Raw genomic sequence first — 25,854 nt, 5'->3', positions numbered from 1 at the left:
TCCGAGGCCCGCGCCAGAGCGCTCTGCTGCCAGTTCCGCAGAGCCGGAAAGGGGCCGCACCCCAGGGCGCCGCCAATCCGCCGGTTGAAAAACCGGCCGGCTTAAATATAGTAACTTTCACTACAAATATTGTTTGATTCTCTACATGAACAACTGGCTTCTCCTGGTGCTCGGCCTGCCGACCGCCAACGCAACCGAGCGCATGCGCGCCTGGCGCGCGCTCAAGGCGTGCGGCTCGGCCGTGCTGCGCGATGGCGTCTACCTGCTGCCCGAGCATGGCGCGGGCCGGGAGGCGCTCGAAGCGGTCGAGCGGGACGTGCTCGCCATCAACGGCACGGCGTATCTGCTGGAGGTCAAGGGCGAGGACGAGCGCTTCGTGCCGCTGTTCGATCGCAGCGAGGACTACGCCAGGCTGCGTGAGGACGTCGCCCAGTGCCGGGGCGAGCTGACCGGCGAAACCGCCCTGCGGGTGGCGCGGCAGGCGCGCAAGCTGCGCAAGGCGTTCGGCCAGCTCAGCGCGATCGACTTCTTCCCCGGCGAGGCGAAGCAGCAGGCCGACGCCGCGCTCCAGGAGCTGGAAACCGCCATCAGCCGCGCGCTGTCCGTGGACGAGCCCAGCCCCCATGAGGCGACCATCGAACCCCTCGCCCCCGGCGACTACCAGGGCCGCCGCTGGGCCACGCGCAAGCGCCCGTGGGTCGACCGCCTGGCCAGCGCCTGGCTCATCCGCCGCTTCATCGACCCGCAGGCGCAGATCCTCTGGCTGGACTCCCCGGCCGACTGCCCCGCCGATGCGCTGGGCTTCGACTTCGAGGGCGCCGCGTTCAGCCACGTCGGCCAGCGCGTCACCTTCGAAACCCTGCTGGCCAGCTTCCAGCTGGAATCCCCGGCGCTGACACGCATCGGCGCCCTCGTGCACTACCTGGACATCGGCGGGCTGCAGCCTGCCGAGGCCGCCGGCATCGAGCGCGTGCTGGCGGGGCTGAGGGAAAGCATCAGCGATGACGACCTGCTCCTGCAGGCAACCAACAACCTCTTCGATGGCCTTCTGATCGCGTTCGCGGACGACGAGAAAACCCATGACTGACGCCTCCACCCTGCACGACTCCGCCCCCGTCGCGAGAGCCCCCGTCGGCCTGTTCGAGGCCTTCCTGTTCTGGCTGAAGCTGGGCTTCATCAGCTTCGGCGGGCCGGCGGGGCAGATCGCGATCATGCACCAGGAACTGGTGGAGCGACGCCGTTGGATCAGCGAGCGGCGCTTCCTGCACGCGCTCAACTACTGCATGTTGCTGCCGGGGCCGGAGGCCCAGCAGTTGGCCACCTACATCGGCTGGCTGATGCACCGCACCTGGGGCGGCGTGATCGCCGGGGCGCTGTTCGTGCTGCCGTCGCTGTTCATCCTGATCGCTCTATCGTGGGTGTATCTCGTCTTCGGCGAGGTCCCGGTGGTGGCCGGCATCTTCTATGGCATCAAGCCCGCGGTGACGGCCATCGTCGTGCACGCGGCCCATCGCATCGGCTCGCGCGCGCTGAAGAACGGCTGGCTGTGGGCGATGGCGGCCGCCTCCTTCGTCGCCATCTTCGCGCTCAACGTGCCCTTCCCTCTCATCGTGCTGGCCGCCGGCGTGATCGGCTACCTCGGCGGACGGCTGCTGCCGGAGAAGTTCGTCATCGGCGGCGGCCATGGCGCGAAGCAGGCCAGCTACGGCCCGGCGCTGATCGACGACGACACGCCGACGCCTGCGCACGCGCGCTTTCGCTGGGCCCACCTGCTGCGCCTGGCGGCGATCGGCGCCGCGCTCTGGCTGCTGCCCATGGGCCTGCTGACCGCCAGCTTCGGCTGGAGCGGCACGCTGACGCAGATGGGCTGGTTCTTCACCAAGGCCGCGCTGCTCACCTTCGGCGGTGCCTATGCCGTGCTGCCCTACGTGTACCAGGGCGCGGTCGGTCACTATGGCTGGCTGACGCCGACGCAGATGATTGACGGCCTCGCCCTGGGCGAGACCACGCCCGGCCCGCTGATCATGGTGGTGGCCTTCGTCGGCTTCGTCGGCGGCTACGTGCACCCGATGTTCGGCAGCGAACATCCGTTCCTCGCCGGCGCCGTCGCGGCGAGCCTGGTCACCTGGTTCACCTTCCTGCCCTCGTTCCTGTTCATTCTCGCCGGCGGCCCGCTGGTGGAGTCGACGCACAACGAGCTGAAGTTCACCGCACCGCTGACCGGCATCACCGCCGCGGTGGTCGGGGTGATCCTCAACCTGGCGCTGTTCTTCGGCTACCACGTGCTCTGGCCGCACGGCTTCGACGGCGCCTTCGACTGGCCCTCGGCGATCATCGCCCTGGCCGCGGCGATCGCCCTGTTCCGCTTCAAGCGCGGCGTCATCCAGGTCCTGCTGGGCTGCGCCCTGGCGGGGTTGGCGGTGCATCTGCTGCGCGGGTGATTTTCGCAGGCGCGTGGAACACGGGTTGTTACGCAACATCTCGCAGGGCCGCCGGAGCACCGGTCAATGAGGATCGACGTGGACGGCAGTTGCCTTTAGCCCGCGACAGGAATCGCCGCCGCATCCGGCAACGCTTGCGCCGAACATATGGAAATCCGTATATTCGATTTTCCATATGTACGGCGCAGACCATGATCACCCCACCCGACGTCTTCAAGAGCCTGGCCGACGAGACCCGCGCTCGCGCCACCCTGCTCATCGCCAGCCTGGGCGAACTCTGCGTGTGCGAGCTGATGTGTGCGCTGGACGACAGCCAGCCGAAGATCAGCCGTCACCTGGCGCAGCTGCGCGGCAGTGGCCTGCTGCTGGATCGCCGCCAGGGCCAGTGGGTGTATTACCGCCTCAACCCCGACCTGCCCGCCTGGGTACACGCGATGCTGCAGCTCACCCTGCAGGCCAATGCGCAATGGCTGGCCGACAACACCCTCCGCCTGCAGAACATGGACGGTCGCCCCGTCCGTGACGCCGCCTGCTGCTGATCCCTTCCGAGCGAGTTTCCGATGCTGGTCGCCGTCGCTGTCTTCGTCTTCACCCTGGTACTGGTCATCTGGCAGCCGAGAGGCCTCGGCGTCGGCTGGAGTGCCGCACTGGGCGCGATCATCGCCCTGGCCGCTGGCGCGGTTTCACTGCAGGACATCCCGGCCGTGTGGGCGATTGTGTGGAACGCCACCGCCACGTTCATTGCCGTCATCGTCATCAGCCTGCTGCTGGATGAGGCCGGCTTCTTCGAGTGGGCGGCGCTACACGTGGCACGCTGGGCGAATGGCAGCGGTCGTCGCCTGTTCGCCTTCTGCGTGCTGCTCGGTGCCGCCGTCTCGGCGCTGTTCGCCAACGATGGAGCGGCGCTGATCCTCACCCCCATCGTCATGTCGATGCTGCTCGCCCTGCGCTTCTCCCCCGCCGCGACGCTGGCCTTCGTCATGGCCGCCGGTTTCATTGCCGATACCGCGAGCCTGCCGCTGGTGGTCTCCAACCTGGTGAACATCGTCTCCGCCGACTACTTCGGCCTGGGTTTCGCCGAGTACGCCGCGGTGATGCTGCCGGTCAACCTCGCCAGCGTCGCCGCCACCCTGCTGGTGCTGTTCCTGTTCTTCCGCCGCGATATCCCGAGCGAGTACGCAGTCGATGCGCTGAAGGAACCGAAGGCGGCCATCCACGACCGCGCCACCTTCATCGTCGGCTGGTGGACGTTGCTGGTGCTGCTGGTCGGTCTGTTCGCCCTGGGGCCGTTGGGCATCCCGGTGAGCGCCGTGGCTGCCGCCTGTGCGGCGATCCTGTTCGCGGTTGCCGCGCGCGGGCACCGTATCTCCACCCGACGCGTATTGCGCGAAGCGCCCTGGCAGGTGGTGATCTTCTCCCTGGGCATGTACCTGGTGGTGTACGGCCTGAAGAACGCCGGCCTCACGGACTTGCTCACCCTCCTGCTCGACCGTCTTGCCGAACAGGGCTTGTGGAGCGCCGCCATCGGCACCGGCCTGCTCTCGGCGCTGCTGTCCTCGGTGATGAACAACATGCCCAGCGTGCTGGTCGGCGCCCTGTCGATCCAGGCCAGCGGCGCGGAAGGGCTGGTGCGCGAGGCGATGATCTACGCCAACGTGATCGGCTGCGACCTCGGCCCGAAGATCACCCCCATCGGCAGTCTCGCCACGCTGCTCTGGTTGCATGTGCTGGAGCGCAAGGGCATGCGCATCACCTGGGGTTACTACTTCAGGGTGGGCGTCCTGCTGACATTGCCCGTCCTGCTGATCACCCTTTCGGCCCTGGCGCTGCGCCTGAGCCTCTGACGTCCGCATTCAGCCAGGGAGACCTCCATGCGAGTCCTGTTCATGTGCACGGCCAACAGCTGCCGCAGCATCCTCTCCGAAGCGCTGTTCAACCACCTGGCGCCGGAAGGCTTCGAGGCGGTCAGCTCCGGCAGCTTCCCCAGGGGCCAGGTGCTGCCGCGCAGCCTCACCACCCTGCAGCAGGCCGGCATCTCCATCGCAGGCTTGAGCAGCAAGGGCAACGACGCCTTCGAGGGCACCCCGCCGGACATCGTCATCACCGTCTGCGACAAGGCCGCCGGCGAAGCCTGCCCGGTGTACTTCGGCCCGGCGCTGAAATCCCACTGGGGGTTGGAAGACCCGTCCGATGTGGTCGGCGACGAGGCCGTCATCGACGCCGCCTTCCGCGCCACGCTGGGGCGCATCGAGCGGCGCTGCCGGGCCTTCTTCGCCCTCCCCTTCGACACCCTCGGCCGCGACGAACTCAGGCGCGAACTGGATCGCATCGGCGCGCTCTGAGCAGGAGGAACCCTGTCCGAGCCACTGCCCAACCCCGACCTCTCGCTGTTCGACCTGCCGCCAGCGGCAACCCGCAGCAGCGAGCACACGCCGCGCATCCTGCTGCGTGACCGCCAGGAGTTTCTGGTAGATCGTTATTCCGAAAGCCGAGCAGCTTTCCGCCCGCATGAACCAGCGCTCGATCTGAGGTCATCATGACAATCGAAATCCGAGAAGCCCGCCCCGAGGACGCTGCAGCGATCCAGGCGATCTATGCCCCTATCGTGGCCGGCACGGCGATCTCCTTCGAGGAGGTACCGCCGACCGTCGAGGAGATGCGGCAGCGCATCGTCGCGACCCGGCAGAGCTACCCGTACCTTGTCGCGGAGCGCGATGGCCGCCTGGTTGGCTACGCCTACGCCAGCCAGTACCGCGCGCGTGCAGCCTACCGCTGGGCAGTGGATGTGACCGTCTACATCGCGGAGAGCGCGCGCCGCGCCGGGGTTGGCCGCAGTCTCTACAGCGCGCTGCTTCCCATACTCGCCAAGCAGGGATTCAACGCCGCCTATGCCGGCATCGCGCTGCCCAACGCGGATAGCGTTGGCCTCCATGAGCACCTGGGCTTCCAGCACATCGGCACCTTCCCGCAGGTCGGTTTCAAGCTGGGCCAGTGGCACGACGTGGGTTACTGGCGCCTGGCGCTGGGTACACCGGACAACCCGCCCGCAGACCCTCGCCGCTACCCGGAAATAGCCTGCTGAATGCCTGCCCTGGAGCGCACGCGGCCCCAGGACGTGACATAACCGACGCACTGTACAGACCCTGAACAGGCGACAGGCGCGTCAACGACCCCGGAGCCTGACGCGCCTGGCGGAATGCGCCCCTGCTACTCCACCTTGCCGCTATCGAGCTGGCGCTCCTTCTCGGCCAGGCCGTTGGCGAGGGTGCTCAGCCGGGTGTCGGGGGCGTTGGTCGGAAGAGGGTCGACGCCAGCGGAGGCGAACACCTGGCCGTAGCTGTTGCGCAGTTCGGCGTAGGCCAGGTCTCGACGAAGGTCAGCCTGCAGCGCGTTGAGTTCGCCCTGAATCAGATCCAGTTCACCGATGCCCTGGGCCTGCCGGCGATTGCGCAGTTGGCCGACGATTTCGTTGTCCAGGCTGGCCAGCTCCTGCGTCGTGACGAATTGACGCCGCGCTTCGTTGTAGTTGGCATTGGCCACGTAGAGCTGCGCGAGGATGGCCATGGACATGGCCTGGCGACGCGCCACGTTGACGTCCTCGCCAGCCTTGGCGACATCGATGGCCGCCGGGGCGGAGAGCACGTTGAACAGGTTCCAGGTGACCTTCACGCCGTAGTCGGCCCAGCGGTTGTTGACCAGGAAGCTGTTGGAGTCGTAGTGCCCGCCGGCGGAGAATTCCAGGCCCGGCAGCAGGCGCAGCATGGCCTTGCGGGTTTCCGCAGCGCTGATGCGTGCCTGGTAGTCCTGCTCGCGCAGTTCCGGGCGGCTGGCCAGGGCTTGCTGTTCCAGTTGCTCCAGGCCCACCTTCAGCTCCGGCACGTCATAGCCTTCCGGCGCGGCCAGGGTCAGTTCGGTGCCCAGCGGCAGGTTGATCAGGGTGGCCAGTTCGGTCTTGGCCAGCGACAGCGCGCGACGTTGTTCCTCCAGCTGGCGGCTGGCCTCGATCAGGGCACGCTGGTAGCCCAGCGCCTGGACCGGGTCGCCGATACGCTGCTGGCTCATCTGCTGGCTGTCCTTGCGCGCGCCGTCGACCCGCGCCATCAGCGCATCGATACGGTCGAGGAGACGTTGCGCAGCGACCGCGCGCCAGTATGCCGAGCGCACGTCCTGGATGATGGTCTGCACCACCTTGCGCCGACGCTCCTGGACGATCAGGCGCTGGTCGGCCTGCTGCTTGGCGCTGACATAGCTGACACCGAAGTCCAGCACGTTCCACACCATGGTCAGGTCGGCGACGTCGCGGTCGCGGTCCTGGGAGGTGGAGGGTTCCAGCGACTGGGTGTTGGTCAGTACACTCTGGCTGCTGGAAGCGCTCTGGTTGTTGCGCCCGGCGTATCCCGCCTCGAGCGCCATGCGCGGCAGCATGTCGAAGGTGGCGAGGTCGAGTTGCCGGCGCGACAGCGCCTCCTCCATCACCTTCAGGCGAGACTCGAGGTTGTACTTGACCGCGCGGGCCATGGCCTCGTGCAGGGTCAGCGGGCCGCTGAGCGGCTCCTGATCCTTGAACATCGCCCGCAGGTCGTCGCGGGCACGCTGCTCGCTGACGCTGCGATCGATGGGTTGCGTGGTGACGGCGCAGCCGGACACGGCAAGCGCCAACAGGCTGATCCCTAGCAAGGTCGTTTGTTTTTTCATCCCTGGCCGTCCCCCTCGTTACGGCTTCGTTCTTGTGCTTCTTCTACTGGGCGATGTGGTGCTCAGGATGCGTCGCGGCCATGGGCGACTTGCCCCAGCGCCCAGGCCAGCTCGCGCACGGGTTGTTGTTCGGATTCGTGGATCTGCTGCAGTTGCTGCGCCAGGCTCGGCGCGCCGAAGATGCCGCGGATACCCTGGTCGATGTCTGCGCCGCGGCGCTCGAAGGCTTTCAGCGGCTGGCTCTGGTCGAAGCCATCGCGGCTGAACATGCTCGCCAGCGTACTGCTGCCGAAGACGCCGCCATCGCCGCCGCCGAAGCCGAGGAAGCCCTTGCCGCTGCCATCGCCAACGCTGGAATCGGCAAATACCTGGGCGATGAAGCTCTGCGACGGTGCGCCGTTCTGGATGAAGATTTGCCCCAGCGGCGGCAGGCCGCCTACGCCTTCAGGCTGGAACAGCGACGGCGGGATCACCGGCGAGCTGGTCAGCGGCTGTCCCACCACCGGTACCGCCGGCTGCAGCGGCGCGCGCGGCGGCTCGGGCACGACCGGAGCCTCCACGCGGAACTGCGGGTCGCCATCGGACAGCGAGCCGATCACATAGCTGTCGCCGCGCAAGGCGTTGGCCAACGCATTGCCCGCCGCGTCACTGATACCGCCGGCGTTGACCGCCAGGCCCAGGCTGCCCTGCCCGCTCACGCTGCCAACGGTCACTTGGTAGGTACGCGCGTCCAGCTGCACGACGGAAACAATGCTGCCCTTGGCGGAATTGCTGGTGAGCAGGGAGAAGTCGCCGGCATCGACGCCGCTGACGTCCTCGTCGAAGGTCACCCGGAAGTTCACCGTGCTCGCGCCGGTGGGCGACGGGTCCAGCCGCACGACGCCGGTGGCGGTGGGCGCGCGGGTATCCACCAGGACGCCATGGCTGTCGCCGATGCCGTTCAGGGAGGTATCCAGCGCGTTGCCGGTGGCGTCGCGCAGGGAACCACCGTTGGAGGAAAGCCCGCTGACCTGGATGCCGTCGGCGTCGTTGTCGCCGGCCTGGACGGTGTAGCGGAACACCAGGCTGTTGCTGCCCGAGCCGCTGACGTAGTCGGCGTAGACAGTGCGTCCGCCCATGTCGATGGCCAGCGTCGGCGAGCCATCGACCACCACGGCTTCGCTGGTTTGCACCACGAAGTCGAGGGTATCGCCCGCATTGTTGAGACTGCCCGCAGGCACGCTGACCGCGGTAACGGTGGGTGCGTCGCGGTCGACGCTGTACACGGGGCCTGCCAGGCCTCCGCTGAGAGCATTGCCCGCCCCGTCGACAATGCCGGTGGCGCTGCCGTTGAGGCTCAACCCCAGGGTGCCGGTCCCCGAGACGCCGCTGACAGCGATCTGGTAGGTGCGCGCGTCGATCTGCTGCAGGCCGCTCAGGCTACCCGCAGCGGTACCGGTGCCGACCAGGGTGAAGTCGCTCAGGTCGACGCCGCTGACGCCTTCGCTGAAGGTCACGGTGTAGCGCACGGTGCCAGCATTGGTCGGCGTCGGATCCAGGGTGACGATGGCGCTGGGCGTCGGCGCCACGGTGTCGACGATGACACCACTGGTCGAGCCGACATTGTTCAGCGTCAGGTCCATGCTGTTGCCGACGGCATCGCGCAGCGTGGCGCCGTTGGCCGACAGACCGCTCACGCTGATGCCGTCGGCGTCGTTGTCGCCAGCCTGGACGGTGTACTGGAAGACGAGCGTCGACGTGCCGGAACCGGCGACGAAGTCGGCAAATACCGTGTGGCCGCCGATATCCAGGGACAACCGCGGGGCACCGTTGACCAGCACGGCTTCGCTGGTGTTGACCACGAAGGTCAGGGTATCGCCGGCGTTGTAGGGAACGCCCACCGGCACACTGACGCTGCTGACCGTGGGCGCCACGGCATCGACCAGCACGCCGCTGGTGTTGCCCACATTGTTCAGAACGGGGACGAGATCGTTGCCGGCGGCATCGCGCAGGGTGCCGCCGTTGGCCTGGATGGACGAGCCGAGGCTGATGCCGTCGCTATCGCGATGACCGTTGGCGACCACCAGGCGGAACGTCAGGGCGCTGGTGCCGCTGCCGCTCAGGTACTGCGCGAGCGCAGTGCCGCCGTTGTCCAGCGTCACGGTGAGGTGCGGTATGCCGCCGCTGGTGTCCACCGTGACGTTCTCGCTGAAGTTGACGACGAAGTCGAGGTTCTGCCCCGCCACGTAGGTGCCATTGACCGGCACGCTGACGCTGGTGACCGTGGGCGCCACGCCGTCGACGACCAGGGCGGCACGGCTTGCCAGGCTGTCGCTGTCGGCCAGGCCGGGCAGCGTGAGAAACGCCGTGTCGCTCGTGCCGTTGCGGATCTGCGAACCATTGAGCGACAGCGCGCTGGTGCTCGCGTAGTTGAGGTCGGCGCTCAGATCACCGGCCTGCACGACATAGAGGAACGTGAGGGTGTTGCTGCCGCTGCCACTGGCGTAGATGGCGCTGCGATCGATAGCGCCGGTCTCCAGCAGCAGAGTCGGTATACCGCCGCTGGTGTCGACGAAGACGCTCTGGTCGAACTGGACCTGGATCTGGATCTGATCGCCGACCCTGTAGCTGCCGTCGGGCGAGCTGGTGGCGACGCCGAGAACCCGGGGATTGGGCTGCTCGACCGAAATCTGGACGGTGTCGGTGTCGCTCTTGGCGCCGCCGGCCCCGGACAGGCCCAGGTCGTTGCTGACGATCTGCAGCGACGCAGTACCGAAATAACCCGCCGTTGGCTGGTACGTCAGGCCGTTGAGGGCCGCGTTGATATCGGCCAGGGTGCCGCTGAAGGTCATGGTGGCGTCGCCGGTGCCGGAGCCCACCACAAACACCAGGCCGCTGATGCCGCCCAGCGAGATCAGTCCGTGCTGGGCGGTGAGGGTCACCTGCATCACGCCGCCACCGGCATCCACGTCGCTGATGGAGATCGCATTGCCCTGCCCTGCGCTGAAGACCAGGGTGCCGTCGCGCAGCACGGTCTGGGTCGCGGGAATGCTGTTCACCGGGGCGTCGTTCACCGCGCTGATGGCCAGGTTGAAGGTGGCCGACGAAGTCTTGGCGCCGCCAGTACCGGTATTGCCATTGTCATCGAGGCTCACCGTCACGGTGACGGTGCCCGAGGCATTGGCGGCGGAAAGGTAGCTCACCGCGCCGCTGGCGACGAAGGCGTTGATATCGCTCAGGGTGCCGCTGAGCACCAGTTGGCTGGTGCCCGAGCCCGTCAGCGTCACGCCGGCGCCTGCAAACGCGCTGAAGGTTCCGTTGCCGACGGGTACGCCGAAGGTCGCCTGGACCACGCCCGACCCGGCATCGATATCGCTGAAGCAGATGCCACTCAGCACCAGCGGCACATCCTCGCTGGCGAACACCGGGAACAACGGCACCACGGGGGCGTTCGGTGCATCGTTCACCGCATTGACCTGCAATGTCAGGGTGCCGCTGTCAGTCCTCGCCGGCCCACCGCTGTTGCCCAGGTCACTGATGGTGACACTCAAGGTGAGGTTGCCGTTGAAGTTCGCCGCCGGCGAGTAGGTCAGGTTCTGCCCGGCGAGGTAGGCGTTGATGTCGGCGACTCGGCCGGTGAGGATCACGATGTTCGCCGCCGCGGTGGCGACGACGCCGCCGCTGCTCGCCGCTGAAAGGGTGCCGTTGCCCGCCGGAAGCGTGAAGGTGACCTCCACGTTGCTGGCACCCGCATCGACGTCGGAGACGCTGATGCCGGTAATGGCGCCGGAAACGTCCTCGTCGAGGCTGATCACAGCGGGCAGGCTGAGTTGCGGAGCATCGTTGACGGCGGTCACCGTCACCGTGCGCGTGGCCGCCGTGCTGTCGAGCTCGCCGTCGTTCACGCTGAAGCTGATGGTCCGGGTGGCAGTGTTCGGGGTCTCCGAGCCGTTGCTGTAGGTCACCGAACGCAGCGCGGCCTGCCATTGTGCGAGGCTGGCGCCGCTGGCGGAGGAAAGCGTCAGCACGCCGGTTGCGGTGTTGTAGCTGCCACTGATATCGCCCATGGTGGCCGGATTATTGAGGAAACCCAGCACATCCTCGGCGCTGATGAAGTTGCCAGTGATACGCACCGCAGCACTGGAGAGCAGTGGCGAATCGCTGTCCGACACGGTCAGGCCGCTATCGACCACCACCGGGGTGGAAGCCACGTTCGCCCCTTCGACGAAAGCCGCGCTCCCCCCACTGCTGGTGACCAGCGGAGGATCGTTGACCGCGACGACCGTAATGCTGGCGGTGTCGCTGGCCGCGGAGAACGGCGTGCTGCCGCCGCTGCTGGAAACATCGACCCTGCTGCCCTGCTGGCCGGCCGTGCTACCACTCTGGTCCCAGGCCTTGAAGGTGAAGGTGGCATAGGTGCCGTGGACGCCATCGGGCACGAAGCGCACGCGGTCGTTGCTGCGCAGTAGCAACGCCGAGGCAGTGGAAACCGCACCGACGTCCTGCCAGCTAGCACCAGCGTTCAGACTGTACTGCCAGGTGCCGGCAACGCCCGGGTCCACCCCGGTGATGGCAATGCCCTGCACCGCGCCCGCGTCCACGTCGCTGACGTGGCCGTTGATGAGACTGGTAACCGCCTGCCCGACATGGTTCACAACACTGTCGGGAATGCTGTTGAGCGCCGGGTTGTAAGGGGTCAACAGGGGCGCATCGTTGACGCTGCTGACGCTGATCGTTGCCTGCGCAACCCCCGCCGAGAACGCCGTGCTGCCGCCATTGCTGCTGGTATCCGCGGTGGAGCGAATGCCGTTGATGGAGGCGGTGCCAGCGCTCTGGTCCCAGGCGCGGAAGGTCAGTGCGGCCGCCCCGCCGTTGGCGCCATCGGGTACATAACGAAGCTGCGTACTGCCCGCCAGCAGCAGCGCGCTGGAATTGGACAGCGCGCCGACATCGGTCCAGGTCACGCCATCGGTGGAGTATTGCCAGGCGCCGTTGCCGCTGCTGGCCGTCAGGGCGATACCGGCGCTGGGGCCGTCGCCGTCGCCGTAGCTGACGCCAGCCAGCAGGCTGCTGACCGTGACCGCCTGGGAGCTGGTGTCTTCGTCGGTAGCCGCCCAGGTATAGGGGCCGCCGGACAGAGTCGGGGCGTCGTTCACCGCGGTCAGCGACACCTGCGCGGTGGCTACGTTGGAAGCCAGGCCGCCGCTGTCCTTGACGCTGAAGTTGATCTGCCGCGTCTGGTCGGAACCGCCGAAGGTGGGATCGTCCGAAGAAGACGAATAGCTCACCGAGCGCAAGACGGCCTGCAGCTCGGCCGGCGTGCCGCTGCCGCTGACCACCATCACGCCGGTGCTGCTGTTGTAGCTGGCGGAGAAGCCAGCAGATGTGACCACCGACAGGATATCGCCAGGGCGGAAATCGCTGATGCTGACCGTGGCCTCCTGCAGGGCCGGGCTGTCGACGTCGGCCACCACCAGCGTGCTCATCAGCACCGCAGAGCCGCCTTCGGTGTAACTGACGGTGCTGTTGCCGGGGCTCAGCGTCGGCGCATCATTCACCGCGAGAACGGCGACGTTCGACGTGATGCTCGGCGACGCGCTGTTGTTGTTCGGCCCGCTGTCCGTCACTGTCAGGAGGGTCACGGCGCGGGTGGCGTTACCCGGGTTATCGCTGCTGTTGCGGTAGGTGATGGCGTCGATCAGTTGCGCCATCTGCGTATTGTCCCGCGACAGTCCGCTGAGAACCACCTGCGCGGTACCACCGGAGAGCGTCACGCTGTAGTTGCCGATGCCGGCGATGGAACCACTGTTGCCATTGGTCAGCGCAACGTCGACGCCGCCGATGTTCAGGATTTCGCTGGCACCGTTGCTCACGTTGGTTACCCGCAGCGTCATGCCGGTGAAGGTCTCGCCAGCATCGTTGCTCGCGGCCACGACGCCGCTGAACAGGTCCACGGCCGTGCCGTTCTCGGTGAAGCTGGGGTTGCCGGCGGTGGCGGTCACCGTCGGCGCGTGGCTCGGCGGAACGGAGTCGCCGGCGAAACTGTCGATGTTGGTGTTGTAGAAATCAGCGCTGCTGATACGCACCTGGTCGACGCGGATGCCACCGAAGCTGAGGGTCCGCTGAGCCCCCGTGAGGACGGTCTGAGCGGTTCCGACGAGTACACCATCGAGGTACCCCGCGACGGTGATGGTGTCGCCGTCGGTATTGTTCAGGTAGATGCTGGTGAACGTGAAATCGGCACCATCGCTGCGGGCGATGGTGAACACCTCGGTGTTGGACGTGTTGAGCGCGGTGGACAGCAGGTTGATCGATGCGCTGCCGGCCTCGCCATTGGCGCCTTCCCACGCCGTGTCGCCACCGTCCCCGGCCGCGGTGAAGGTATAGGTGTAGCTGACGCCGCCCAGCATCCGGGTGAACGTGGTGGTTTGTCCGGAATTGGTGCTGAAGTCGTCATTGAAGCTCGCCAGCAGACCGCGGAAATCGCCCACATCGAGCGCCGCCGTCTCGACAGCACCGTGGCTGACCTCCAGCACCCAGTTGCCGCCCAGCGCTGTGGCGCCGGTCATGTCGTTGGAGGCGGCAACGTCGGCGCCGGTGGCATCGGCCAGTTGGTCGACGAAGGAGCGACCCGTGCCATCGGCGCCCACCAGGCATCCGTACAGGAGGATGTCGCCGTTCTTGTCCAGTGCCTGGCCGATGCGGGTGAGCAGGTCGCTGCGCAGGGCGATGCCCGAGCCATCCAGCCAGGTATTGCCCAGCTGGACCTTGCCCACGTCGCCGTGGCTGAGAATATGGATCGAATCGACGCCGGAACGATCCTTGAGGTAATCGGCGATCTGCTGGAGACCGTCCTTGCCGCCATCGAGCACCACCACTTCAGTGCCCGGCTTGAGGCCTGCCACCAGTTGCTGGTAACCCTTCACGCTGGCGTCGACGAACACGATTTCCTGGCGGTGGTCCGAGGTGCCGGCGGGCACGGCGGAAAGTGCGTCCTGGCTGCCCTGGTGAGCGCTGTTGTCCTGCGCCGGGTGCGCCTGGGCGTCCTTCGCGGCGGTGTCGGCGGCGGGCTTGGCGTCAGCCGCCTCGGCCACGGTGGCGGCTACGGCGCCGTCGAACAGCATGCGCGGTTCCAGTGCCATCGCCAGGGCCGGCTTGACCGCTGCCTTGGCTGCAACTGCACGCTTCGCCTTGCTCCACCACATGATCCACCCCCACGGTTTCCGGTCGGGAGCGGGGTTGCCCGCTCCACGCTGTGTTTCCTGCTCCGCCAGCCCGGCGGATCAGTTGCGCGACGGGAAGACCCCCTCCAGCGCAATGATGAAGTTGATGCCCAGGTACGGGTTGCGGACCGGGACCGGCTGGCTGCCGCCACTGAGGCCGACAGTCGCGGCCGGCACGTTGCCACTGCAGCTGATGTTGAACGGTGCGAGGGTGGTTTCCGCGGCACTGGTGGCGTACAGGGAACCGGGACGACCACCGGCGGCGATCGGGCCGAGCACGGTACCTGTGCCCGGTGCGGCCTGTGTGGTGGCGGTTGCGCTGGCGGTGGCAGGAATCGCCGCCTGGCCGGTGGCCGTCACCTGCCCGGCGAAGGTCACCGTATGGCTGTGAGTCGGCATTTGGTTGAGGGTGAGGGTGACGTTTTCGCCGCCCCCCACTTCGCCCAGAACGACGGGCGACAGGCCGCCTCCCGAGCCTTGGCCGACAGGCACACGGCCGCGCAAATCCGGCAGGCCGAAGGTAGTCTGGCCGTTGCCGCCGTAGGTGGTGCCCAGCAGGGAGAACAGCGCGCTGTTCTGTGCGATCGACAGGAGCTGTCCCTGGCAGAAAGCGTAGCCACGCGGCGCGAAGTTGCCGCCGAACATCTTGATCTCACCGAGAAATGGTTCCACGTATTGCCTCTCCTTGATGCCAATCGCTGGAAATGACGGCCAGGATCATGGCCGCCGGAATCGGTTTCTACGCCGCCTTGCGGGTATGGAAGACCGCCTGAAGCACCGCGCGACGGTCAGCGGCGGGCTGCACAGGGGTGAGCAGCAGGAGCCAACCCTCTTCGCCGGGCGGGGACAGGCGGTACACCGCCTGGGGCAGGTCCCATTGCACGGGCAAGGCGAACGCCGCACTGAAGCTCTCGTACTCGGCGCTCATCGGATTCCCCACGAGCACCTCGATCAATTCGACGTCCAGCGCCTGGTCCGGCGCGACCCACAACTGGAAGAGGGTTCCCTGCGCCTGCTGCAGGTCTTGCTGGGTGGGCATCGAATACATGGGACTTTTCCTCACGACAGGACTGCGGCAGGCGCGTTGGCCCGCGACGGGGCACCGGGCAGTCGACGCAGCTTGAGATAGACGCCGTTCTCGCCGACCACCGCGAAGCCGTGGCGGGCATAGAGACGCTGGGCCGGGTTGTAGTGCTCCACGTGCAGGCCGACGCTCAGGCCCTGGGCGTCGGCGCGCTCGAGCAACTGGCCGAGCACGCGGCCGCCGATCCCCAGGCCGCAATGGCTGGGCAACAGGGCGAGGTCGATGATCTGCAGGTGGGCGCTACCCCAGTGGAGATAGACGCGACCGACGGACTGGGCGTCCGCCTCGATCACCAGGAACTCGGCGTCGGGAAACTGCGCCTGGTAGTACTGGTGCTGAGCGTCGAATTGCTGGGCGAGAAAGGCGTCGATGGCGGCCGGTTCCCAGGCAACCTGGGCCAGCTCGGCGGAGCGTGTGCTCGCATAGAGGCGACGCAGGAACGCCAGATCGGCGTCCACGGCGGGGCGAAACCTCAACGCGAGTGAAGTCATGGTGCTCTGAATCCCTTCTACGGCAACCTAAGAAGCTGCCTACACCTTTTGTTATTAAATCACGCAAGCAATTTGCCACAAGCCTACCTGATGGTGAAGGCAAGTTGCCACCGGATCGAAGGCCGATGGTCGGTCTTTTCTCATCCGATGGTCTGAATCTGATTGGGCCAGCCCGCCCCCGCCCTCATGCCATGTCCAGGCGCAGAGCCTCCAGGTCCTCATAGGGCGCCCTCGCCCAGCACTCCACCGCCATTCGCACCGCATCGTCCGCAGCGGCGCGCTTGCGCTCGCCGTCCGGGCTGAAGGCCATGCCGGGCTGCTTGGCATCCGAACACGCCACCTCCTGCAGGCGCCCGCGGTCCACCGCCTCCACGCGCAACAGGCTCGCCAGTCGCTGCCATGCCGCGCCCGGCAACTCGCTGTAGTTCACCGGCACCGCCCCGTATTCCCGGCACAACTGCAGGCCACCCTGCAGAATCTGCCCGATGTGCCGCGCCACCCTGTCGACCCCACCGGGTGCACCGGTCGCCTCCAGCGAGGTCTCTCCGAGCAGCCCCGGCACCATGTGCATGCCAGGCTGGCGAAGGTGCGAAACGACGATTTCCAGTGGATCGCGATAGACAAACAGGCTCGGCGTCGCCGGGTACAGCCGTCGCAGGATCGATGCCTGGAAAACATTCCAGGCATCGAACTTCACCACCAGCGCCTGCTCGCTGCCCAGGCGCCGTTGACCATAGGCGCTGAGCAATCCGCGCAGACCTTCGTCGACTTTGAGGGCCAGCTCCGGAGCCTGCAGCCCGGCGCGCAGCAGCGTGTCCAGCGCCGGCGCCTCGGACACCACGATGTTCTTTTCGTCGCTGGCAAGCAGTTGCGCCAGCAGCGTCGAGCCACAGCGCGAGGCATGGTGAATGAACAGGCTCGGCGCCACGCCGGGGCTCGCCGCGTGCCATTGGTCCAAGGCGTCCAGCGAGCTTTCCCGGCGCATCGCCTGGTTGAACGGCAGGCGCAGCGCGCGACGCACGCTGTCGCTGAAAAAGGGTTCGCGCAACGGCGTATCGCCGAACCAGCACCAGTCGACGCGCCACTGATCGCCGGCCACGAACACCCGGATCGGCAGCCAGCCGCGCCAATCACCTTGGCTTTGCCTGACAGCCATCAGTAACTCCCCTGGTCCAGCCATGCCCGACGCCCCTGACGCATCGCCGCCCGCACGTCGTCGTCCTGGAAACGCAGCCCCATCCCGTCGCCCAGGGCGACCGCGCGAGCGCAGAAATCACGGGGGTCCTGGAGGTCGCACAGCGCTGCGGCGAGGTCGGGGCGACGCTCCACCTGGCGACGAAACTCGGCGAAGGCCAGGGTCGAACGCGCCGGCTGGCAGGCCGGGGTGTCCGTCAGGCCCGCCGCGATCTGCCGACGCAGCCAGTCGTTGCGCCGGGCATCGATCACCAGATGTACCCGCGCCTGCTCGCTGACGTTGTCCACCCGATGCGGCCGCGCCAGGTCGAGGAACCAGCACTCCCCCGGCGCCATCGGCACGACCTGGCCCTCGAGCAGGAACTCGACGCCCGGCCCAGTGAGAATGGGAATGTGCAGACGCACCTCTCCGTCGGGGTCGCCCAGGTCCGGGTCGCAGTGCTCGCGGATGCTGCTGCCCGCGTCCAGGCGCAGCAGGCGGGCGCAACCGACAGGCGTCTCGAAGCGCTGCAACAGCGCCTGCCAGAACGGGCCGTACCAGCGCGTCGCAGAGGGCGGCCGTGTGTCGTTCCCCTGCCCGGCGGACAGCGCGTGGTTCGACGCCTCCGGCGCCAGCAGGCTGACACCGCTCCAGCCTCCGCTATGGTAGGCCGTATTGAAATGAGTGACCCAGGCGCTGGCCGGCAGCGCCGCCACAGCGGCCTGCAGGTCCTGCGTCGGAAAACGCAACGGCAGCCGGGCGCAGGGCGGGAAGCGGAATTCAGAAGCCACTTTCACGTACGCCCAAGGCTGCCAGCCGCCGCCAGATGGCGCTCAGCGGCGACTCACCGCGTGCCGCCAGCAACACCTCTCCGCGCACCGGCTGCGGCAGTTCCCCCTTCAGGTCCGCACTCAGCCGCACCGCGTATTGCCCCTGCACGGGCTGGGCGCGCCCCTGGTCGTCACGCTGCACGGCGATCGGGCCCTGGCGGTCGGACGCCAAGGCCTCCAGGTCAAGGTGCGACGTCCCGGTGGCATCCACCGATTCCAGGCGTACCGCGAGCGCCGGGCGCGCCGGGTCGTCGGCGATGAAGCGGCCAACGGCCCCGGGCTCGACTCGCCACACCGCCTGCTCGGCGACGTATCCGCGCAGGCGAACCCCCGGTTCCACGACCCGAGCCAGCACCTGCCGCGGCGACAGCCACAGGCCGGAAGCGAGTTCCGCCGGCAGGTCCCGCACGACCCCGGCGTGAGGGGCGCGGATCTGCAGGCGCTCGCGTTGCGCGGCCAACCCGCGGTACTCGGCCACGGCTTCGGCCAGTCGCTGTTCCAGCACGCCGACATCGGCAGCCGTCTCGCTTCGGCCAGCCTGGCGGCGCAGCTGCAGTTGGGTGATATCGATGTCGCGACGGGTAATGCTCTGCCGCGCGTCAAGGTCTGGAGACTCCAGCTCGAGCAGCAGCTCGCCCGCGACCACAGGTTGCCCGTCGCTCACCATGACCCGTTCGAGCCTGGCCGCCACGGGCGCATGAAGTGCCGACGCACGGGTGGCTTCCAGCACTGCGGGGATTTCCACGCTGCCGCGCCAGGGCACCAGCAGCACCAGCAGCAAGGCCGCCAGGCCGGCGCCCCCCAGCAAGAGCCGGGCGGGCTGCGCCTGATCGCGGCGCTGCCACCACTCACGCCATTCGCGCCAGATCGGCAGGCCGATGAACCAGACCAGCTCCACCAGCATCAGGAAGATGCCCAGCACCTTGAAGAACAGGTGATAGACCGTCAGCGCAATGCCCAGGAACAGCGCCGCGCGCCACAGCCAGGAGCCGTACCCCCACAACAGCAGGCGTCGGCGCATGTCGTCCGGCCAGGGCTCGGGCATCGGATCGGCATAGCCGAACAATGCCTCGCGCAGGCGCCAGCGGCACAGGGCGAAGGCACGCCCCTGCAGATTCTCGACGCCCCACAGATCGCTGAGGAGGAAGTAGCCGTCGAAGCGCATGAACGGATTGAGGTTCACGAGTACCGTGGTGACCCAGGTCGCACTGGCGAGCAGGAAGGCCGAGGTGCGCAGCGGGCCGTCCGGCAACAACGACCAGGCCAGCAGCGCAACGCACGCCAGCGTCAGCTCGGCCAGCACGCCACCGGCACCGATCAGCAGGCGCGAGCGGCGGTCGGTCACTCGCCAGGCATCGCTGACGTCGGTGTAGAACAACGGCAACATCACCATGAAGGCCACGCCCATGCTCTGTACCCGGCATCCGGCGCGCTTGGCCATGAACGCATGACCGAACTCGTGGCACAGCTTGGCGAACAGCAGCGCGACGCCGAAAGCCAGGGCGCCGCCAACGCTGAACAGGTGCGGAAAGGTCGCCAGGAAGCGATCCCAGTCCCGCGCCACCAGCAACAGACCGAGACCGAGGGTCAGCGGCAGGCCGACCCGCAACAGTAGCCGCCCGTGGCGGGCCAACCAGGGCCAGGCGCGATTGAGGAAGGCATCCGGCCGCCACAAGGGGATACGGAAGAACAGATACTGATGCAGCAGCGACTTCCACAAGCCGTGGCGTTGCAACGCGGCCTTCTGCCCGTAGCTGCCGCGCTGCTCACCGTCCGCGGGGCTGATCAGGTCCTGCTGGCGGAGGAATACCAGCAACTGCTGCAAATCCTCTTCGGCCAGGTGCGCACCGCCTTCGGCGTTGGCCGCTTGCAGCACCCGCTGCGGATCACCCAGGGCCCAATGGCGCAGCAGGCGCATTGCCGCCACCCCCAGCTTGAAGTAGCGCCCGCGCAGTGGATCGGCCAGCGTCCATTGCGGCGAACCATCCAGAGCGGCGGCGCCCGGCGATAATTGCAGATCAGCGCGCAGCGCCGGCAGACGCATCTAGAACCCCACCGTCTGGCGCAGAGCGGCCAGGGGCCGGCGCAGCAAGTAGAGCAGGATCGGCGCTCGCTCGCCATACAGCTTGGCGGTGCCGCGCAAACCGATCCGCGGCGGCGCCGCGTCGAAACGTGCGTCCAGGCGGTACGCCAGTTGGCCGCCCGCGACCGGCTGAGCCTCGTAGGCGCTGCGTGCCAGGCGCGCGGAATAGCGATTCAGCGGATCACTGTCCAGAAACAGCTGCACCTCGGCCTGCGGCGCCAGGCGGATGGCATTGGCCACCGCCAGATCGATCCGCAGCTCGGCCTGTCGGGGATCGGCCAGTTCCATCAGGCGCTCGCCGGTCTGCACCGGCTTGCCGGTCCAGCGCTCGGCATCGGCGAATACCGCAATACCGTCACGGGGCGCCCGGACCTCGGCACGTGCCAACAGGTCGCGGGCATAGTCACGCTCGGCGCGCTTCTGCTCGACGCGCGCCGCCAGCAGATCGACCCGGGCACCGGATTCGGCGTCGGAGAAAGCGCGTTGGGAATTGGCCTTGAGCTCGGCCTCGGCCACGCCCAGGGAGCGCTCAGCCACATCAGCCTGCGCCTGCAGCGTGGTGGCGTCGAAACGCACCAGCAGGTCACCGGCCTTGACACCCTGGTTAGGCTTGACCAGCACCTGCTGGATCACGCCATCCAGCGGCGCGGCGATGACCTGACCATCAAGCGGGACGACTTCTGCCGGTGCCAGCACCGATTGGCGCACGGGCACGAGCAGCAGCAGGCACAGCCCGGCGGCGATGAGCGCCACCTTCTTCCGCGGCCAGCGCGCGCGCCAGGGTTTGCGCGGCTGAAGGGCTTTCCAGGCATGCGCGTAGGCATCCCCCAGTTGCACCAGCAACGCCTGTTCCGCTTCGCTCCAGGGCTGCTCGCGGGCGAGCCAGAGGCCGCCAAAGGGGGCTCCCTGCTGGTCCGCCAGCGGCAGCCAGAAAACGTCGCCTGCGGAAAGCGCCTGCCAATCGGCCTGCTGCTGCGCGCCCAGGCTCTGGAAATCGACGCGCTGCGGCTTGTCGAGGGCGCCGAGCCCACTCAATTGGGCGCACGCCTGTTCGACGAAAGCCACGAAGGGAGCATTGGGCTCCACCACGCTGATGCCGGTGAGTGCCCGGACCTTGCCCGCGATCAGCAACGCTGCGTGTCGATAGCCGAACAGCGTCTGGCCGTCATTGACGATGTGATAGGCCAGTTGCTCCACCGTCCGCGCCGCGCGGGCCTGGCGTTCCAGCCCTAGAAACTGCGCGAAGACCCGCTCGGCCAGCCCGGCCTGCGGTGCGTTCATGGCATCTCCGTAAAGCGGGCCGATCCGCTCATGCCCGCCAGAAGGCCCTTGGTGTCAGCCGGCAGCGAGGCAATCAACGGCAGCATCTGGCTGCCCTCGTCGATGCGCGCGCCCAGGCGCTTGATCTCCACCGTCAACGGCTGGCCGGTCTCATCGGGAACGAAGCTGAAAGACTGCCCCACCTTCAGCCGGGACACCCAGCGCGACGGCACCAGCAGGCGGATTTCCAGGCTGCGGTTGTCGACGATCTCCAGCAGCGGCGCGCCACCGGACACACTCTCGAAGGGTTGCGCCTTGCGCTGCACCACCTGGCCATCGAAGGGTGCGGCGACCACGCAGCGGCCGACCTGAACCTTGTAGACCTGCACCTGGGCCTGGGCTTCGGAAAGCTTGGCCTCGGCCAGTGCGACCTCGAAGCGCCCCACCGAGTTGAGCGCTGCCAACTGGCGGTTGTGCCCCAGTTGCTCGCCGGCCGCACGGGCGCCGGCCTGGGCCGCGTTGAGCTGGGCCTGGTAGGCCGAGCAATCGAAACGCACCAGCACATCGCCCTTGCGGAAGGACTGCCCGTCCGCGAACGGCATCTCCAGGATGCGCCCGGCCAGTTCGCTGGACAGCATTGCCTGGTCCCGCGCCCGCAGGATGCCGCGAACATCCCCGGCATGCCCGTTGGAAGAAGACGGGTTAGACAGCAATGGGTCGTCCAGAGCGGGCTCGGCGGCCTGCACCGCTCCTGCCATGCACAGCAACACGCCCAACCCCAGCCAAATCCCTTTATGCATTGTTCTTCTCCTGGCAGATCGTCAAAGTCTACGGGAGTCGATCGTTGTCGGAAATTGGCTACCCAAGATTTCCTTCATTCACTCGACCATCTCGGCTCGCGGGCAAGCATTCGCCACCGGAGCCGGCGACCGACGCCACCCGGTGACTGCCAACCAAGGACAAGAAGGACACCATGCCCGACCGCCGCGAACTCCATGCAAACGGCTACGCGATGCTGCGCAGCGCGATCGGACCCGACACGGTGGAAGCGCTTCGCGCCATCTTCGATGCCAACGTCCTGCCTTCCGACCAATGGCCCGTTCCCCGCGGGCAGGATTGGCGCCATGCGCAGCTCGACCTGGCGCCTGTGGTACAGGCGACATGCCGCCTGCCTGCGTTACTGGCGGTCGTCGGTGAACTGATCGGCGAACGCTTCTTCATTGCCCAGGCCGAAGGCCGGGAACCCCTGCCGGGCGGTGGGCACCAGCAACTGCACCGCGATCTCTCCGCCCGGCGCCCGGGGGACATGGTGAACGCCCTGGTCTTTCTCGACGATTTCGCTGCGCACAACGGCGCCACACGGATCATCCCCGGCAGCCATCGCCCCCAGCCGGACGCGCCACCTGAAGACCTCAACGACGAGTCCCGAGCCGTGCACCTGCAAGGTCGCGCCGGAGACATACTGGTGTTCGACGTCGACCTCGTGCATGGGGGCAGCTTGAACGCCAGCGGTGCCCGACGACGCTCCATGCTGATCAGCTATCGCTCGGAACAGCTCCATGCGACACACCTGGCCACCGCGGCGCTTCGCAACGTCCGGATGGACACGACGGAACGGTTCGCACCGACAGGTAATGCGCTGGCGACGGGCTAGTGCAGTTCCCGGAAGAGTCGGGTTAGGGCCATTAGCGGACTCTCATCTATGCTCAATGCCAGGCCCGCTGCTCAAGGATGAACAAAGATGCTTGCACCACGCGCTCGCGCTAGTCGCTTCTCGACTGGCCCCACCTTCTCGGCAGCGGTTCGCCGAATACCGCTGCTCTTGGTCGCAACGCTACCTCTTTACTCGACAGCAGAACCCGCCATGGTTGAGTACGCCAACGAAAGCTATCCAGCCTGGAAAAAGGCTAATGAGGATATGGATAAGAGATACAAACAACTCATGAAAGAAGCTGAACAGGAGCCAAAAAAAGACTCGGCCAGCCGGCTTGCATCGGCAAAAGATCAGTGGGAACGGTTCCGCGCTGATTTCTGCCGCTCCATGAGCGACACCTATGGTGGGGCTTGGTCCAGTGCCCACGAGTCAGAATGTCGAGTGAAGCTGGCAAATCAGTTCAAGAACATCATGGATGACTATGGATGGTGAGCGCCCACGCTTTGCCAGGTTCACTGCCGCAAGCCCCCACTGACTCGGTACCCGGCCAGAAGCGGATGTCTAAACGCACAATCATCCCCCAATCCACCGAAAAATCACGGGGACAACTCGGCCAGACATGTTTTTACTTCTACCACTCCCATCCGGAGAAGCATGTAACTGGCCGCCGCACGTAACGGCTGCCATGGCTGCTGCTCAAAGACATCTCGATCATGGCAAGGAAGGTTTAACTCGTTTATCGCGGAGCATAGCTCCCAGACTCGATCGAGTTGAATCCTGATCTCATCGGGCAAAGCAGCTCCACAGATACTGATCGCATCATGAACCAGCAACATGTGCGACGACCATGCCTCACATATGGGACAATCGGGAACAATATCTCTCTGCACCGCTGCGTCTGCTGCAAGAAACTCAAGCGCACCAACGAGCCTGGAAATTGCGGCAATTTTCCCCTCCTGCTCAGCGCCGTACCATTGCCATAACAGGTTTGAAAATCCCTCCATTTTCCTGCCCTTCCATACACGCGAAAATAGAAATCATATCTTACGGCATTGATCTGAAAGCACTCATTAGGCGTCCGCTATGGGTCGGTAGCCGCCTCTCGCAGCTCGATGAGTCACCCAATGGTTATTTACTAGCGCTCATCGCGGCGATCTCCTGTCCAGCGCCCCTCCGGTAGGCGGTGACCACCTCCTCTCGTGCTCCAATCCGCTTCAGATAACGCCGTACTCTGGGAAGCGCTTGAAGGTCGATGTCCAGCAGTTCATGGATTCGCAGCCAGGGATAAATCGCCATGTCGGCGATTGAATACGCCGAGCAGATGAAGTCCCGTCCCGCCAACGCTTGCTCCACGATGTGGAACAATCGGGACGTTTCTGTTCGGTAGCGCTCTTTCGCGTAGTCATCCGCCGTGTTTTCACGATGCATGAAGTGATGCCACTGCCCCGCCATCGGGCCAAGACTGCTGATCTGCCACGCCAGCCACTGCAGCACTTCGTAGCGCTCGGAACCCGATGGCGGCAAAAATCTGCCGTGGGTTTCGGCCAGGTACTGAAGGATCGCGCCTGACTCTGGAAGTGCTACCGACTGCCGATGATCCACCAGCACTGGAATCTTCTGGAAGGGAGTCAGCCTCGCGAACTCCGGTCGATGCTGTTCACCGTGAGAAAGATTCACGCGTTGAATCTGAAAAGGCACGCCGAGGGCTTCCAGCATGATCAATATCTTGAATCCGTTCGCCGTGGGCGCGAAGTGAAGTGTGTACATGGAATGCTTTGCCGAAGGAATAGAAAGACGCGGAGGAACCCTTGCTGGCCCGCGCAATGATCTGTAAACAAAACTCACACTATCGTGATGATCGGTCTTTAAATACCGATAATTTCTAAAGAATCTTGTTAGCTGAGCTTACATACCCATGCGCTACACCGGCAGGTTCAATGAACCTGCTACAGCGCCCGGTCGACATCCATTTCGTTTCGCCCACCGGCGACCAGCCCGCCAGGCGGCGGTGGCCACTCGGGGGTTACGGTGCGCGGCGCAGGGGGCGATCACCTCGCCCCCTCGCCGGGTGACAACCACGCCTACAGGCGCCTCACCCCTGGTAACGCGCGGCCGGCTCACTGCGCGACAGGTTGGGGAGCAGCCGCTGGCGCGCGGCTTCGTACTCGTTGAAATCGGCGATCTCCGGTAGCGCCGGAATGGTGACGAACTCGCCCTGGTCGAGGCCGGCCAGGGCGGCGTCCACCATGTCCTCCGCCGACATCACGATGGCGCCCGGCAGGTGCTCCAGCGGCGTGCCGGCGATGCCCCAGAAGTCGGTGGCGGTCGCCCCCGGCAGCACTACCTGGACCGTGACGTTTTTCTCCGCAAGCTCATGGCGCAGCGATTGGCTGAAGGCGAGCACGAATGCCTTGGAACCGCCGTAGACGCCGTTCAGCACCTCCGGGGCGATAGCAACGATGGAGGCAATGTTGATCAGGGTGCCGCCGCCGCGCGCCACGAAGCCCGGCACGGCGGCATAGGTCAGGCGCGTCAGCACATTCACGTTGAGCGTCAGCAGATCTTCCAGCGCGTCGACGTTCGATTCGAGCAACGGTCGCGTCGCACCGACGCCGGCGTTGTTCACCAGCAGGGAAATACTCGCGTCGGATCGCAGCACGTCCTCGACCTTGGCCAGGTCGGCCCTGTCGGCCAGGTCGGCGACGAGGACTTCCACCGAGCGCCCGGTTTCGTCGCTCAGGCGCTTGGCCAGGGCATCCAGGCGACTGCGATTGCGGGCCACCAGGATCAGGTCGTGGCCGCGACGGGCCAGACGTTCCGCGTAGATGGCGCCGATGCCGGAAGAAGCGCCAGTGATCAGTGCGGTACCGAGACGGGATTGAGTCATGTCGATGCTCCAGGGGGGTTGGGGAGGAACTGGGAATCAGCATGCCGCCGCTT

At 66.4% G+C, this 25,854-nt stretch carries 20 protein-coding genes and 1 pseudogene; 9 read left to right on the top strand and 12 right to left on the bottom strand.

The features are described from left to right. The first annotated feature begins 145 nt into the window (after nucleotides 1-145). The 7 genes and pseudogenes from ACNFIA_RS08140 to ACNFIA_RS08110 all read left to right on the top strand — a co-directional run bounded on the left by ACNFIA_RS08140 (nucleotide 146) and on the right by ACNFIA_RS08110 (nucleotide 5,523). The gene (locus tag ACNFIA_RS08140; protein ID WP_416783909.1) at nucleotides 146-1,087 is read left to right on the top strand and encodes a chromate resistance protein ChrB domain-containing protein; all 942 of its coding nucleotides are present in this window, start codon (nucleotides 146-148) and stop codon (nucleotides 1,085-1,087) included. Continuing rightward, on the top strand, nucleotides 1,080-2,441 hold the full coding sequence (gene chrA, locus ACNFIA_RS08135) for a chromate efflux transporter (RefSeq protein ID WP_416783907.1): 1,362 nt from the start codon (nucleotides 1,080-1,082) through the stop codon (nucleotides 2,439-2,441). The genes ACNFIA_RS08140 and chrA overlap by 8 nt, the downstream gene beginning before the upstream one ends. A gap of 191 nt (nucleotides 2,442-2,632) precedes the next feature. After that, entirely contained in the window at nucleotides 2,633-2,980 is a 348-nt protein-coding gene (locus tag ACNFIA_RS08130) for a metalloregulator ArsR/SmtB family transcription factor (RefSeq protein ID WP_259755743.1), read from the top strand. Between the two features lie 21 nt (nucleotides 2,981-3,001). Then, entirely contained in the window at nucleotides 3,002-4,285 is a 1,284-nt protein-coding gene (locus tag ACNFIA_RS08125; protein ID WP_416783904.1) for an arsenic transporter, read from the top strand. Nucleotides 4,286-4,312: 27 nt separating this feature from the next. Further along, nucleotides 4,313-4,783, top strand: a complete 471-nt coding sequence (locus ACNFIA_RS08120; protein WP_416783902.1) for an arsenate reductase ArsC — start codon at nucleotides 4,313-4,315, stop codon at nucleotides 4,781-4,783. A gap of 96 nt (nucleotides 4,784-4,879) precedes the next feature. Beyond that, nucleotides 4,880-4,970 (top strand): annotated as a pseudogene (locus ACNFIA_RS08115) (arsenical resistance protein ArsH); the annotation flags it as partial. A gap of 7 nt (nucleotides 4,971-4,977) precedes the next feature. Then, a complete protein-coding gene (locus tag ACNFIA_RS08110) occupies nucleotides 4,978-5,523 on the top strand; it encodes an arsinothricin resistance N-acetyltransferase ArsN1 family B (RefSeq protein ID WP_416783900.1) in 546 nt (181 codons plus the stop codon). A gap of 125 nt (nucleotides 5,524-5,648) precedes the next feature. Here the strand turns inward: ACNFIA_RS08110 and ACNFIA_RS08105 are convergent, their stop codons facing one another. The 10 genes from ACNFIA_RS08105 to ACNFIA_RS08060 all read right to left on the bottom strand — a co-directional run bounded on the left by ACNFIA_RS08105 (nucleotide 5,649) and on the right by ACNFIA_RS08060 (nucleotide 22,060). Continuing rightward, the gene (locus ACNFIA_RS08105; protein ID WP_259755748.1) at nucleotides 5,649-7,136 is read right to left on the bottom strand and encodes a TolC family protein; all 1,488 of its coding nucleotides are present in this window, start codon (nucleotides 7,134-7,136) and stop codon (nucleotides 5,649-5,651) included. Between the two features lie 62 nt (nucleotides 7,137-7,198). Next, nucleotides 7,199-14,320 carry a DUF4347 domain-containing protein gene (locus tag ACNFIA_RS08100; RefSeq protein WP_416783898.1) on the bottom strand — a complete coding sequence of 2,374 codons (7,122 nt, stop codon included), beginning with the start codon at nucleotides 14,318-14,320 and terminating at the stop codon, nucleotides 7,199-7,201. Between the two features lie 78 nt (nucleotides 14,321-14,398). Continuing rightward, a complete protein-coding gene (locus ACNFIA_RS08095) occupies nucleotides 14,399-15,010 on the bottom strand; it encodes a phage tail protein (RefSeq protein WP_416783896.1) in 612 nt (203 codons plus the stop codon). Nucleotides 15,011-15,077: 67 nt separating this feature from the next. Beyond that, complete coding sequence (locus tag ACNFIA_RS08090) at nucleotides 15,078-15,386, bottom strand: DUF6916 family protein (RefSeq protein WP_416783894.1); 309 nt, start codon at nucleotides 15,384-15,386, stop codon at nucleotides 15,078-15,080. An 11-nt stretch (nucleotides 15,387-15,397) separates the two neighbouring features. Further along, a complete protein-coding gene (locus tag ACNFIA_RS08085; protein WP_259755752.1) occupies nucleotides 15,398-15,913 on the bottom strand; it encodes a GNAT family N-acetyltransferase in 516 nt (171 codons plus the stop codon). A gap of 184 nt (nucleotides 15,914-16,097) precedes the next feature. Next, nucleotides 16,098-17,069: a sulfotransferase family protein gene (locus ACNFIA_RS08080; protein ID WP_416783892.1), complete on the bottom strand. Its 972-nt coding sequence runs from the start codon at nucleotides 17,067-17,069 to the stop codon at nucleotides 16,098-16,100. Continuing rightward, nucleotides 17,069-17,884: an aspartyl/asparaginyl beta-hydroxylase domain-containing protein gene (locus tag ACNFIA_RS08075; RefSeq protein WP_416783890.1), complete on the bottom strand. Its 816-nt coding sequence runs from the start codon at nucleotides 17,882-17,884 to the stop codon at nucleotides 17,069-17,071. The genes ACNFIA_RS08080 and ACNFIA_RS08075 overlap by 1 nt, the downstream gene beginning before the upstream one ends. Continuing rightward, complete coding sequence (locus tag ACNFIA_RS08070) at nucleotides 17,868-19,961, bottom strand: HlyD family efflux transporter periplasmic adaptor subunit (protein ID WP_416783888.1); 2,094 nt, start codon at nucleotides 19,959-19,961, stop codon at nucleotides 17,868-17,870. Before ACNFIA_RS08070 ends, ACNFIA_RS08075 begins: the two co-directional genes overlap by 17 nt. Next, the gene (locus tag ACNFIA_RS08065; protein ID WP_416783886.1) at nucleotides 19,962-21,281 is read right to left on the bottom strand and encodes an efflux RND transporter periplasmic adaptor subunit; all 1,320 of its coding nucleotides are present in this window, start codon (nucleotides 21,279-21,281) and stop codon (nucleotides 19,962-19,964) included. Beyond that, nucleotides 21,278-22,060 carry an efflux RND transporter periplasmic adaptor subunit gene (locus ACNFIA_RS08060; protein WP_416783884.1) on the bottom strand — a complete coding sequence of 261 codons (783 nt, stop codon included), beginning with the start codon at nucleotides 22,058-22,060 and terminating at the stop codon, nucleotides 21,278-21,280. The genes ACNFIA_RS08065 and ACNFIA_RS08060 overlap by 4 nt, the downstream gene beginning before the upstream one ends. A gap of 173 nt (nucleotides 22,061-22,233) precedes the next feature. Here ACNFIA_RS08060 and ACNFIA_RS08055 point away from each other — a divergent pair, with 173 nt between their 5' ends. Then, nucleotides 22,234-22,914: a phytanoyl-CoA dioxygenase family protein gene (locus tag ACNFIA_RS08055; protein ID WP_416783882.1), complete on the top strand. Its 681-nt coding sequence runs from the start codon at nucleotides 22,234-22,236 to the stop codon at nucleotides 22,912-22,914. Between the two features lie 87 nt (nucleotides 22,915-23,001). Beyond that, nucleotides 23,002-23,406 carry a lysozyme inhibitor LprI family protein gene (locus ACNFIA_RS08050; RefSeq protein WP_416783880.1) on the top strand — a complete coding sequence of 135 codons (405 nt, stop codon included), beginning with the start codon at nucleotides 23,002-23,004 and terminating at the stop codon, nucleotides 23,404-23,406. Nucleotides 23,407-24,042: 636 nt separating this feature from the next. On the opposite strand, the gene ACNFIA_RS08045 is transcribed toward ACNFIA_RS08050, so the two are convergent. Beyond that, the gene (locus tag ACNFIA_RS08045; RefSeq protein ID WP_416783878.1) at nucleotides 24,043-24,681 is read right to left on the bottom strand and encodes a glutathione S-transferase family protein; all 639 of its coding nucleotides are present in this window, start codon (nucleotides 24,679-24,681) and stop codon (nucleotides 24,043-24,045) included. Between the two features lie 325 nt (nucleotides 24,682-25,006). Then, nucleotides 25,007-25,801 (bottom strand): SDR family NAD(P)-dependent oxidoreductase, encoded by a 795-nt coding sequence (locus tag ACNFIA_RS08040; protein ID WP_416783876.1) that lies wholly within the window; start codon nucleotides 25,799-25,801, stop codon nucleotides 25,007-25,009. Between the last annotated feature and the right edge of the window lie 53 nt (nucleotides 25,802-25,854).

Origin of the sequence: Pseudomonas sp. NY15437 (assembly GCF_048068435.1) — a bacterium.
Classification (GTDB): domain Bacteria; phylum Pseudomonadota; class Gammaproteobacteria; order Pseudomonadales; family Pseudomonadaceae; genus Pseudomonas; species Pseudomonas nitroreducens_B.
The sequence above is the reverse complement of the archived record's forward strand: the minus strand, read 5'-3'. Positions and strand labels throughout refer to the sequence as shown.

Coding starts and splice junctions, on each gene's coding strand:
- ACNFIA_RS08060 (WP_416783884.1), bottom strand. CDS start 22,060: ATGCATAAAGGGATTTGGCTGGGGTTGGGCGTGTTGCTGTGCATGGCA.
- ACNFIA_RS08100 (WP_416783898.1), bottom strand. CDS start 14,320: ATGTGGTGGAGCAAGGCGAAGCGTGCAGTTGCAGCCAAGGCAGCGGTC.
- ACNFIA_RS08050 (WP_416783880.1), top strand. CDS start 23,002: ATGCTTGCACCACGCGCTCGCGCTAGTCGCTTCTCGACTGGCCCCACC.
- ACNFIA_RS08130 (WP_259755743.1), top strand. CDS start 2,633: ATGATCACCCCACCCGACGTCTTCAAGAGCCTGGCCGACGAGACCCGC.
- ACNFIA_RS08040 (WP_416783876.1), bottom strand. CDS start 25,801: ATGACTCAATCCCGTCTCGGTACCGCACTGATCACTGGCGCTTCTTCC.
- ACNFIA_RS08140 (WP_416783909.1), top strand. CDS start 146: ATGAACAACTGGCTTCTCCTGGTGCTCGGCCTGCCGACCGCCAACGCA.
- ACNFIA_RS08055 (WP_416783882.1), top strand. CDS start 22,234: ATGCCCGACCGCCGCGAACTCCATGCAAACGGCTACGCGATGCTGCGC.
- ACNFIA_RS08080 (WP_416783892.1), bottom strand. CDS start 17,069: ATGGCTGTCAGGCAAAGCCAAGGTGATTGGCGCGGCTGGCTGCCGATC.
- ACNFIA_RS08110 (WP_416783900.1), top strand. CDS start 4,978: ATGACAATCGAAATCCGAGAAGCCCGCCCCGAGGACGCTGCAGCGATC.
- ACNFIA_RS08090 (WP_416783894.1), bottom strand. CDS start 15,386: ATGTATTCGATGCCCACCCAGCAAGACCTGCAGCAGGCGCAGGGAACC.
- ACNFIA_RS08125 (WP_416783904.1), top strand. CDS start 3,002: ATGCTGGTCGCCGTCGCTGTCTTCGTCTTCACCCTGGTACTGGTCATC.
- ACNFIA_RS08065 (WP_416783886.1), bottom strand. CDS start 21,281: ATGAACGCACCGCAGGCCGGGCTGGCCGAGCGGGTCTTCGCGCAGTTT.
- ACNFIA_RS08085 (WP_259755752.1), bottom strand. CDS start 15,913: ATGACTTCACTCGCGTTGAGGTTTCGCCCCGCCGTGGACGCCGATCTG.
- ACNFIA_RS08070 (WP_416783888.1), bottom strand. CDS start 19,961: ATGCGTCTGCCGGCGCTGCGCGCTGATCTGCAATTATCGCCGGGCGCC.
- ACNFIA_RS08045 (WP_416783878.1), bottom strand. CDS start 24,681: ATGTACACACTTCACTTCGCGCCCACGGCGAACGGATTCAAGATATTG.
- ACNFIA_RS08120 (WP_416783902.1), top strand. CDS start 4,313: ATGCGAGTCCTGTTCATGTGCACGGCCAACAGCTGCCGCAGCATCCTC.
- chrA (WP_416783907.1), top strand. CDS start 1,080: ATGACTGACGCCTCCACCCTGCACGACTCCGCCCCCGTCGCGAGAGCC.
- ACNFIA_RS08105 (WP_259755748.1), bottom strand. CDS start 7,136: ATGAAAAAACAAACGACCTTGCTAGGGATCAGCCTGTTGGCGCTTGCC.